Source organism: Streptomyces sp. NPDC020192 (assembly GCF_044388685.1).
Lineage (GTDB): Bacteria > Actinomycetota > Actinomycetes > Streptomycetales > Streptomycetaceae > Streptomyces.
Genome location: NZ_JBIRXG010000078.1, coordinates 1 through 9,188, shown reverse-complemented (window position 1 = coordinate 9,188; position 9,188 = coordinate 1). Strand labels below are relative to the sequence as shown.

Here is a 9,188-nt window from a genome sequence, read left to right as displayed (position 1 = left end):
AATGACCATTAGCCTTCTCGGATGATCTGCTGACGCCTGCTCACCCCCCGTCGACTGCGTGTCGCTACGAAAGCCATGACCGATCCGTGGTACGAGAGCGGCAGTGCCAAAGCCTGCTCGTCGTACAGCCCGGCACGAGATCGCCGAGTGGCGGCGAGCCGGCCCTCCCCGAGGGCGCCGGTGTCGTCGGCCGGTGAATCTGTGCGGTGATGTGGGACCCGGGCCGGCGGAGATCTCGGTTTCCGCCTGCCGCGTTGGTGTCGGCGCGTTCGGCTTCTTCGCCGTCGCCGGGAGACCGTGGAAGAGGCGGGCCGGCCGGCTCGCCAGGGGTGGTTCGGGGTCGGCGGTGGCTTCCGCCGGTGCCCGGGCCTGGGCCTGTGCCCGGACGGCTCGCTCGGCCGCTTCGGCCAGGAAGCGCAGTACGCCTTCGTCGGCCTTCGCGGAGCGATCGGGGTGCGGGGGAGTGCCGTTGAGCTTGCTGAGGGCTGTCCTCCAAAGGATGGCCCGGGTCGCACTCAGTCGGCGGTGTGAAGGGGGCCGTCGGCTTGCGCCTCGGGTCCGGCACCGGAGTCTTCCGGTGCCGGACCCGGCGGGTCGGCGCACCCGCACATGAACAGAGTGTGTTCACCGGCCGGTTGAGGCCTCGGTGAGGGAACCGCGCTGACCGTACGGACTCTCGCCCGGAGGGGTGGACCCGGACCCGCGTATGTCACGCGGGCTTGCGCCGAGTTCACGGCGGCAGGCCTTGTTGAAGGCTTGGAGGTCGGCGATGCCCACGGCCGCGGCGATGGCGGTGATGGACAGGGTGGACACCAGCAGGAGATGGCGGGCGCGTTGAAGGCGCCGGTGCCGGATGTACGACACCACCGTGTGGCCGGTCTCGGCACGGAACAGCCGCGTCAGGTGGGTGTGGGAGATGCCGACGGCGTCGGCGACGTCCGGTACGGCCAGCGGGCCCGCCAGGTGCACTTCGATGTACGCCTGCGCCGTGGCCACGAGAGGGTGCTGACGCCCGGCTCCGTCGTTCCTCGGCAGCTCGGCGACACGCCACAGGGCGGCCCAGACCTCGGCGGTGGCGCGCGGGGGAGAAGACGGCATGGCCGCGACGGCGTACCGGAGCAGATCGGCGAGGCGTGTGCTCTCAGCCCCGGCGTCCTGCATCACCGGGACCGATCGCGGAGTTCCGGCCTCGTTCAGCCGCAGATGGACGTAGAAGTGCTCCGACCTGCCCCGGTAGTGGAAGTGAACCTCCGTGTCAGGGGGTACGAGGCTGACATGACCGGGCCGGATGGGGTGGACGGACTGCCCGAGGGACAGCGTGCCCTCGTAGTTGTAGAGGTGCAGCTGCCACAGACCGGGCAGCCGGAAGACTTCGTGATCGGTGGAGACACCATGTATGCCGATGCCGGCGGCTGCCACGGTGGGCGGCTCGTCGAGCCGCAGTGTCACAAGCTTCATGAGGATGGAAAACTACCAGCAGTGGATGAATTCAGCCCACGACAGAGCCGGACAGGACGCATACCTTCGTCGCATGCCAACCACTGACCGACTTCTGACATCAGTTCAGGTGGCGCGCTTCGTCTCGCAGGGCTTCCTGCGCCTTGACGCGGTGGTGCCGCAGGAGATCAATGAACGGGCCGTCGCGGCCCTGGCAGAGGGCCTGCCCGACCTGCCGTATGGCATCCCGTTGAACGAGGCGTTCGCACCGGACACCTTCGTCCACGAGCTGCTCGCCCTGCCGGTCGTCGCGGGCGCCGTCGAGAGCCTGGTCGGGCCCGGGCCGACCGTCGACCACCATGCGGTACACGTGCGTGAGCCGCACGAGGGGCAGGCACAGCCCCTCCACGGAGACGCGATCATCGACGTACGGCCGGACGCCTTCGACATCCAGCTCATGTACTACCCGCACGAGGTGACCGCCGAGATGGGCGGCACGCTCAGCGTGCCGGGAACCCATCTGCGCAGGATCAACGAGAGTGACATCGGCCGCGTCCAGAACCTCAGGGGACAGACGCGTCTGACCTGCCCGGCGGGCACGGTTGTCCTCCTGCATCACGGCATCTGGCACAGCGGCCGCCGCAACGACACCGCGCGCCGTCGCTACATGTACAAACTCCGTCTCAACCCGACCGTGCCGCAGGTGCGGCTCTGGGACACCACCGACCTGCACGACCCGGCCGTGACCGCGGAGCTCGGCACGTACTTCCCCTGGTGTGAGCAGGCCACCGCCCGACTGGACATCTACAACCGGATCCTGTTGTGGCGGGCCCTGACCGGCGACGATTCGTTCGACATCGAGTACTGGGTCACGCGCGTCAGCAACCGCCCGGCCCTGAGGAGTCACGCATGAGACAGCACGTCCTGGTCCTCTACCTCTCGACGTCGGCACTCGACTCCCACGTCGTCGGCTGGTCCCGCTACGACGGTACCGGCCGGTCCCGTCCGACGACCGGCGACAGCGACGAGCCACCCTACCCCACCGGCCTCGCCGCGCTGCAGGACGGGTGGCGCCTGTTCCAGGCGTCCCAGCTGTTGCCGCCGCAGGCCGGCCACGAGTACGACGTCTCCTTCCTCAAGCACGAGTTCTTCTTCGAGAAGCTGGAGGAAGACCCCCGCCCCTGACCCGGCACGGGCGTCGGAACACGTCCCGGATCCCGTCGTACGGCCGGGCCAGCAGGGCCACGTCACGGAAGATGCCCGAGAGCCGCCAGGTGTCCTGGTCCTCCAGGTACGTACCCGACGAGTACTGCTGCACCCTGACGGCCAGAACGTTGCGTCCGGGGCGCAGGGCCTGCGTCACGTCGAACTCGGCGGTCAGGCGGCTGCCGCGGGTCACCCCGAGCTCCCGGCCGTTGAGCCAGACGCGAGCGCACGACTCGAGCCCCTCGAAGCGCACCACCGCCGGCGTTCCCGCCCAGGAGGCGGGCAGGTCGTAGACGCGACGGTGGTCACCGGTCGGGTTCTCGTCCGGGACGTAAGGCGGGTCCAGCGGGATGGGATACGGAAAGTTCAGGTAGGCCGGCTTGCCGTAGCCGTGCAGCTGCCAGTGGGACGGAACGTTCAGACGGTCCCAGCCCTGGTCGGGGAAGTCGGGAAGCTCGAAGCCGTCCGTCTCGTCGAGTCCGAGGGGCGAGAACCGGAAGGCCCGCACCAACCAGCAGTGGAACATCGTGCAGGTCAGCGGTCAGCTCTACAAGATCGTCAACAGGAACAGCGGCAAGGCCCTGGACATCAACGCCTCAACTCACAGCAGGGGAGCCAACCTTCAGCAGTACACCTACAACGGCGGCAACAACGAGCTGTGGTACTTCGAGCCGACCAGCGGCGGGTACGTCATCCGCAACTTCGAGAACCGGCAGGTCCTGGAGGTCGGTGGTGGACGGGGCGGCCGCCGAGTGGCTTGTCCGGAGTCAGTCCACGTTCACGACCTTCCACAGCTGGCTGTCGGCGTTCGTGTCCGTCGTCTGGACGAGCTGGGTGCCTCCCGAGGACACGTCGAGCAGCTTGTTGCTGTTCACGTTCTTGATCTTGTAGTAGCCGTTTCCGGTGGCTACCAGTGTCCAGCGCTGGTCCGCGACGTTGTTGTCGGACGACTGGACGATGTTCGCGCCGTCCGTGGTGGCGGCACTGCTGACGTCGATGAGCAGGGCGCTGTTCCGGCTGACGATCTCGTAGCTGCCGTCACCCACCGGGACGAAGCGCCAGTTCTGGTTCAGGGCTCCGGTGTCGCTCCACTGGATGACGGCGGCTCCGGCGGACATCGATCCGCCCGAGACATCGACCGCCTTGGAACTGCCCTTGTTGACGATCTTGTAGTTGGCGTTCGTCGCGGGGAACGCGATGGAGGCGAACGCGTCCAGCGCGCAGACGGTGCCGGAAGAGGCGGCGTTCTTCGTGCCGGTGCACACCACCCTGATCGTGTGGGGGCCCGCCGCGAGGTCCGTCTTCTCGAACAGCGGCACCTGCTTCGTCACCGTCGAGGCATAGGCGTCGATGCCCGCCTGAGCGAGGGTGCCGTCGAGGTAGACGTCCACCTTGCCCATGTTCGGCTGGGTCATGCCGAGGTACCGCACGCCCGAGCCGGTGAACGAGAACTCGGCGTAGTTGCCCGCGGTGCTCGTGAACTTCTCGGACCCGTTCATGTCCTTCGTGTCGTTCCAGTTCGACCACGTGCCGGAGTAGGTCACGCCGGCCGCCTTGTCGTCGACGTGGTTCCAGCGCTGCCGTACGAGCGCCTTCGACGCGGCGGAGGCGTTCCCCTGGGCGTCCACGATGTAGAGGCGGTAGTCACCCGCCGTCTGTGGAACGCTGAGGCTCGTCGCGGTGCCGCTCGCGCTGGTCATGGTGGGACCGGCGGCGAACGTCGTCGTACCGGAGGGAGCCAGCCAGAGCGTCTTGGTCCCGTCTCCCGGGCTGCGCACCGGAATGGTCACGACACCCTTGCCGGTGAAGGTGCCGGCGGGCAGGGCGGAGTCCTGCGGGGTCACGTTGCCGGCGGGGATGATGTCCCTGTAGGCGTCTTCCAGGCCCGCGTTCACGGCGATGCTGTAGGCCTGCGACGGCCACACGCTGTCCGCGTACACGCGCACGTTGTCGAAGGTGCTGCTCGTGACGCTCTTGCTGAAGATCGTGTTGCGGGGGCCGTAGTTGTTGGTGACGGTCAGGTCGTGCTGCCGGCCCCAGGTGCCGGTGTTCATGACGTACTTGACGTTCGGGTCCACGTCGAGGACGTTGTCGTGTTCGTTGATGAAAGCGGAGCCTTCGTCGGGGTGGATCCCGTACTTCTTGCCGACCGGCACACCCTGGATGAAGTTGTTGCTGATCTCGGTGCCCGGCTGGCTGCCCAGCGTGTAGAGGGGAGCGGAGTCGTCGAGCACCTGCATGGTGTCGATGAGCTCGTTGTACTTGACGGTGTTGTTCCTCGCCGTCGTGGTCGGGTTCCCGGGATGGATGGAGGCCGACGTACCGTCGAAGTTGTCCCATCCCCAGCCGAGCGTGATGCCCGCCCACGGGGACTTCTCGATCCGGTTGTGCTACAGGGACAGCGTGTCGGCGAAGTACGCCGACACAGGGCTGGAACCCTGGAACAGGACCGCGCTGTCGTAGAGGTAGTTGTCCGTGACGGTGATGTTCTTGCAGACGCCCTCGACGTTCACCGGGTACTTCTCGCGGGGGTCCTGGGCGGCGTCCCCGATGTACACGTGCTGGGGGTGTCCCACGGTGATGGCGGATCCGGCGATGTCATCGGTGTAGTTGCCGGTCAACTGCGAGTCCGTCACGTCGTTGGCCAGGGTGATCCCGTCGGCGCCGGTGTGCTGCACCGTGTCGCGCTGCAGGATGATCCCGTCGGCGCTCTCGATCTGGATGGCCGCCGGCGGCAGGTCGACGTTGCGGTACGTGTAGACGTGGAAGTTCTTCCTCGTGTACACGTTCGCGCTGGCGTTGCCCTGCTGACCCTGCCGGAACACGGAACCCGCCACATTGACCAGGTTCCAGTCGGAGTGCTCGACCGTGAGACCGGAGAAGGTGATGTTCCGCGCGTGGTCGGTCGTGGACGTGCCGGCGACCTTGATGAGGGTGGACACGTTGTTCGGCGCGAAGACCTGCGCCGTCGTCATGTCGTCGGAGCTGGACTTGTAGTAGTACAGCGTGTGGGTGGACTTGTCGAAGTAGAACTCGCCCGGCTTGTCCAGGAACTCGTACGCGTTCATGAACGTCTGGGTGCCGGTGGCCTGGAAGTTGCCATTGTACGCGCCCTGGGCTATCGCCGCGCCCGGCTCCTGGAACATGGCCACGCGGTTGGCGCCGTCCGAGCTCGTGGTGATCTGCTTGACGCCCACGATCGCCGTGGTCCAGGTCGTCGCCGTCCGGATCTCCACGTCGTCCTGGTGGGACGCGATGGCAGGCAGGTCGGAGAGGCTGTACTTGGCTCCGTCGCACGTCTGGCCTCCCTCCCAGGCCCAGGAAGGCAAGGGGGTCGGGACGTTGTATTGCGCGTAGCATCCGGCCGAGTTGATCGTCTTCGAGGCCATCTGGGCGCGCTTGCCGTTGACGTAGAGAGCGCGGAGCTTGTCGTCCCGGTTGAGGGTGGCCTTCCAGATGTTCCCGCTGTGCTGTGTCCAGCCGGTCACCTGAACGCCTCCGTCCAGGACCGGCTTCTCGCCCGGATAAGCGGCGTAGACGACGTGGTGGCCGTTCGTGCCGGAGTCGGCCGAGGTGAAGTCGATGGTGCTGCTCACCTGGTAGGTGCCGCCCCGGAGATAGACGTTAATGTCTCCGGTCATGTTGTCGTCGACCGTGCGCACGACGTCCCGGGCGTGCTGCAGGGTCTTGAACGGCGCCGTGATAGTGCCGGAGTTGGAGTCGTCACCGTCGGGGGCGACGTAGTACGTCGCCTGAGTGGCGGCCGAGGCCGGGGTCGGCGTCGTGAGGGAGGTCAGCAGGACGGCGGAGAGAGCCGTCGCGAGCGCTGCGGGCAGCAGACGGAGGACGGAGGCGGCAGGGTGTCTGCCCCTCCTGGTGGTGCGGGTGGTCGGGCAGACGTGCATGGGGCGGCTCCACGGGCGGTGTTATGTGCGGTTGATGCGATCCAGGGGTGTTGTCGGTACGGGGTGGTGCGGACACTCAGTGCGTCGGCTCTGAGGGATTCGAGGGCGGGCGGCCGTCGCCGCTCGCGGTGGGCACGTCAGCCCTGATCAGGCCCTGCGCACGCAGCTCGTCCCAAAGGCCGTCGGGGATGTGCTGCGCGTGCAGTTCGACGTTGCGCCGGACCTGTTCCGCGGTGCGCATGCCCAGGGTGACGTTGACGACGGCGGGGTGCGTGCAGGGGAAGGCGATGGCGGCGGCGGGCAGGGTGGTGCCGTACCGCTCGCAGACCTCGGCGATGGCCGACGCCCGCTGCACCAGCTCTGTCGGGGCGTCCTGGTAGTCGTACTTCATGCCCTCGGCGGGCCGGTCCTGGGAGAGCAGACCGGAGTTGAAGACGCCGACTGCCACGACGCTCTTGCCGTGCTCCTGCGCGGCGGGCAGGACGTCGTCGAGCGCGGACTGGTCCAGCAGGGTGTAGCGCCCGGCCAGCATCACCACGTCGGCGGCGGTCTCGCGCAGGAAGCGGGCGAGCATGGCGGACTGGTTCATGCCGGCGCCGATCGCCCCGATGACGCCCTGGTCGCGTAGTTCCGCGAGGGCGGGCATGGCCTCGTCGGCGGCCTGCGGCCAGTGGTCGTCGGGGTCGTGGAGGTAGACGATGTCGAGGCGGTCCAGGCCGGTGCGCTCCAGCGTTTCCTCGATGGAGCGCAGCACGCCGTCACGGCTGAAGTCCCACTGCCGGCGCAGGTCGTCCCGTACGACGAAACCCTCGTCGTCGACGCCCCGCGGCTGTTCGTTGGGGACGAGGAGGCGGCCCACCTTGGAGGAGACGACGTACTCCTCGCGCGGCCGCTCGCGCAGGGCGGCGCCGAGCCGGCGTTCGGAGAGGCCGAGGCCGTAGTGCGGTGCGGTGTCGAAGTAGCGGATGCCCGCGTCCCAGGCGGCGTCGACGGCGGCCGACGCGGCCTGGGGGGCGGTCACCCCGTAGAGGTTGCCGATCACCGAGGCGCCGAAGCCGAGTTCGGTGACGGTGACCGGCGTGTTCTTGATCTTCCGGTGGTGCAACACGTGCTCCTGGAGACAGGGGTGGGGGACGCCGGTCAGCGTCGGACGTGGGCCGAGCCGCCGGCGATGAGTGCCTCGACCTCGGCGAGGGTGGCCATGGAGACATCGCCGGGAGTGGTCACGACGAGGGCGCCGTGGGCCGTGCCGTAGGCGAGGGCACGTTCCAGGGAGTGGCCGGCGAGCAGGCCGTGGATCAGTCCGGCGGCGAAGCCGTCGCCGGAGCCGATGCGGTCCAGGACGTGCAGGCCGGGCATGCGGGGTCCGGTGACGTGACCGGTCTCGGCGGACCAGGCCGCCGAGGTCCCGAGGACACCTCGCGCAGGGTCGTCGCGAGCACCCTGGCACCGGGCAGCAGGTCGGCCACAGCGGCGAGGGCGTCCGGCACCTCGTCGGCTGCCAGACGCACGGCGCCCGGATGCCCGCCCGCCAGGCCGAGGGCGCCCACGACGACATCGGCGTGCCGGGCGAGGCGCAGGTCGGTCTTGCGGGCCCGCTCCGGTCCGCCACGGTCGGCCCAGAGGCTGGGGCGGTAGTTGGGGTCGTAGGAGACGGTGACGCCGTGCCGGCGCGCGGCCGCCATCGCCTCGTCGGCGACGTCGACCGTGGTGTCCGACAGGCCCGCGAAGATGCCGCCGGTGTGGAACCAGCGCGCCCCGGCCGAGAACACCGTGTCCCAGTCCACGTCGCCCTTGCGGAACTGGGAGACGGCGGTGTGGGCGCGGTCGCTGACGCCGAGCGCGCCACGGATGCCGTGGCCGCGCTCGACGAAGTTGAGACCGTTGCGGGCGGTACGGCCGATGCCGTCGTCGGGCATCCAGCAGATCATCGAGGCGTCGACCCCGCCCTGGAGGATCAGATCCTCGACGAGGCGTCCGACCGCGTTGTCCGCCAGGGCGGTGACCACGGCGGTGCGCAGTCCGAAGCAGTGGCGCAGCCCGCGTACGACGTTGTACTCGCCGCCCCCCTCCCACACCTGGAACCTGCGGGCGGTGCGGATCCGGCCCTCACCGGGGTCGAACCGCAGCATGACCTCGCCGAGGGCGATCACGTCGGCCATGGCATGCTCCGCTCCACCGCTTCGGCGGTCAGCCGGCGGATCTCCGCGTAGTCGCCGCTCTTCAGGAGGGTGGGGGTGGCCATCCAGCTGCCGCCGACGGCTGGGACCGCCGGTTCGGCGAGGTAGCCGGGCAGGCCGGCGGCGCCGATCCCGCCGGTCGGCATGAACCGCACCCCAGGGAAGGGCGCCGCGAGCGCGCGGAGCGTCGCCCGGCCGCCGAGGGGTTCGGCGGGGAAGAGCTTGACGGCGTCCGGGGTGCGGAAGGTGACCTCCGCGCAGCGCGCGCCGCCCGCGGACAGGGCGCGGGGCGGCCGTGGTGGGGTCGGGCACGGTCAGGACCGGCACGATCCGCGCGTCGGCCAGCATGTCGGTGAGGTCGGCGGTCATCGGCCGAGCCATCCGCCGTCGACGGGCAGGACGGTGCCGTGGACGTAGGCGGCGGCGTCCGAGGCGAGGAACACCGTGGCGCCCGCGAGGT

Annotated in this window: 9 protein-coding genes and 2 pseudogenes; 3 read left to right on the top strand and 8 right to left on the bottom strand. The window is 68.9% G+C overall.

The annotated features are described in order from the left end of the window. Positions 1-624 precede the first annotated feature (624 nt). Positions 625-1,458: a helix-turn-helix domain-containing protein gene (locus ACH47Z_RS46540; protein WP_399086522.1), complete on the bottom strand. Its 834-nt coding sequence runs from the start codon at positions 1,456-1,458 to the stop codon at positions 625-627. A gap of 73 nt (positions 1,459-1,531) precedes the next feature. On the opposite strand from ACH47Z_RS46540, the gene ACH47Z_RS46535 reads away from it, so the two are divergent. Both ACH47Z_RS46535 and ACH47Z_RS46530 read left to right on the top strand, forming a co-directional pair. Beyond that, positions 1,532-2,350 carry a phytanoyl-CoA dioxygenase family protein gene (locus tag ACH47Z_RS46535; protein ID WP_399086519.1) on the top strand — a complete coding sequence of 273 codons (819 nt, stop codon included), beginning with the start codon at positions 1,532-1,534 and terminating at the stop codon, positions 2,348-2,350. Then, on the top strand, positions 2,347-2,622 hold the full coding sequence (locus tag ACH47Z_RS46530) for a hypothetical protein (protein ID WP_399086516.1): 276 nt from the start codon (positions 2,347-2,349) through the stop codon (positions 2,620-2,622). The genes ACH47Z_RS46535 and ACH47Z_RS46530 overlap by 4 nt, the downstream gene beginning before the upstream one ends. On the opposite strand, the gene ACH47Z_RS46525 is transcribed toward ACH47Z_RS46530, so the two are convergent. Then, entirely contained in the window at positions 2,573-3,151 is a 579-nt protein-coding gene (locus tag ACH47Z_RS46525; protein ID WP_399086513.1) for a sugar-binding domain-containing protein, read from the bottom strand. The two genes, ACH47Z_RS46530 and ACH47Z_RS46525, sit on opposite strands and share 50 nt — an antisense overlap. A 19-nt stretch (positions 3,152-3,170) precedes the next feature. Here ACH47Z_RS46525 and ACH47Z_RS46520 point away from each other — a divergent pair. Next, positions 3,171-3,320, top strand: a pseudogene (locus ACH47Z_RS46520) (RICIN domain-containing protein); the annotation flags it as partial. 90 nt (positions 3,321-3,410) lie between these two features. Here ACH47Z_RS46520 and ACH47Z_RS46515 read toward each other — a convergent pair. From ACH47Z_RS46515 to ACH47Z_RS46490, 6 genes and pseudogenes are all read right to left on the bottom strand, one after another. After that, positions 3,411-4,883: an RICIN domain-containing protein gene (locus tag ACH47Z_RS46515; protein ID WP_399086510.1), complete on the bottom strand. Its 1,473-nt coding sequence runs from the start codon at positions 4,881-4,883 to the stop codon at positions 3,411-3,413. A gap of 150 nt (positions 4,884-5,033) precedes the next feature. Then, on the bottom strand, positions 5,034-6,548 hold the full coding sequence (locus ACH47Z_RS46510) for a hypothetical protein (RefSeq protein ID WP_399086507.1): 1,515 nt from the start codon (positions 6,546-6,548) through the stop codon (positions 5,034-5,036). A 76-nt stretch (positions 6,549-6,624) separates the two neighbouring features. Continuing rightward, positions 6,625-7,653 carry an aldo/keto reductase gene (locus ACH47Z_RS46505; RefSeq protein ID WP_399086504.1) on the bottom strand — a complete coding sequence of 343 codons (1,029 nt, stop codon included), beginning with the start codon at positions 7,651-7,653 and terminating at the stop codon, positions 6,625-6,627. Between the two features lie 35 nt (positions 7,654-7,688). After that, a pseudogene (locus tag ACH47Z_RS46500) lies at positions 7,689-8,710 on the bottom strand (sugar kinase). Continuing rightward, a complete protein-coding gene (locus ACH47Z_RS46495) occupies positions 8,698-9,009 on the bottom strand; it encodes a hypothetical protein (protein WP_399086525.1) in 312 nt (103 codons plus the stop codon). The pseudogene ACH47Z_RS46500 and the gene ACH47Z_RS46495 overlap by 13 nt, the downstream one beginning before the upstream one ends. Before the next feature lie 84 nt (positions 9,010-9,093). After that, a partial coding sequence (locus ACH47Z_RS46490) for an SDR family oxidoreductase (protein WP_399086171.1) occupies positions 9,094-9,188 on the bottom strand: 95 nt, incomplete at its 5' end.

Excerpts from the sequence above, each read along its gene's own strand:
- ACH47Z_RS46535 (WP_399086519.1), top strand. The coding sequence starts at position 1,532 with ATGCCAACCACTGACCGACTTCTGACATCAGTTCAGGTGGCGCGCTTC.
- ACH47Z_RS46530 (WP_399086516.1), top strand. The coding sequence starts at position 2,347 with ATGAGACAGCACGTCCTGGTCCTCTACCTCTCGACGTCGGCACTCGAC.
- ACH47Z_RS46540 (WP_399086522.1), bottom strand. The coding sequence starts at position 1,458 with ATGAAGCTTGTGACACTGCGGCTCGACGAGCCGCCCACCGTGGCAGCC.
- ACH47Z_RS46515 (WP_399086510.1), bottom strand. The coding sequence starts at position 4,883 with ATGCAGGTGCTCGACGACTCCGCTCCCCTCTACACGCTGGGCAGCCAG.
- ACH47Z_RS46510 (WP_399086507.1), bottom strand. The coding sequence starts at position 6,548 with ATGCACGTCTGCCCGACCACCCGCACCACCAGGAGGGGCAGACACCCT.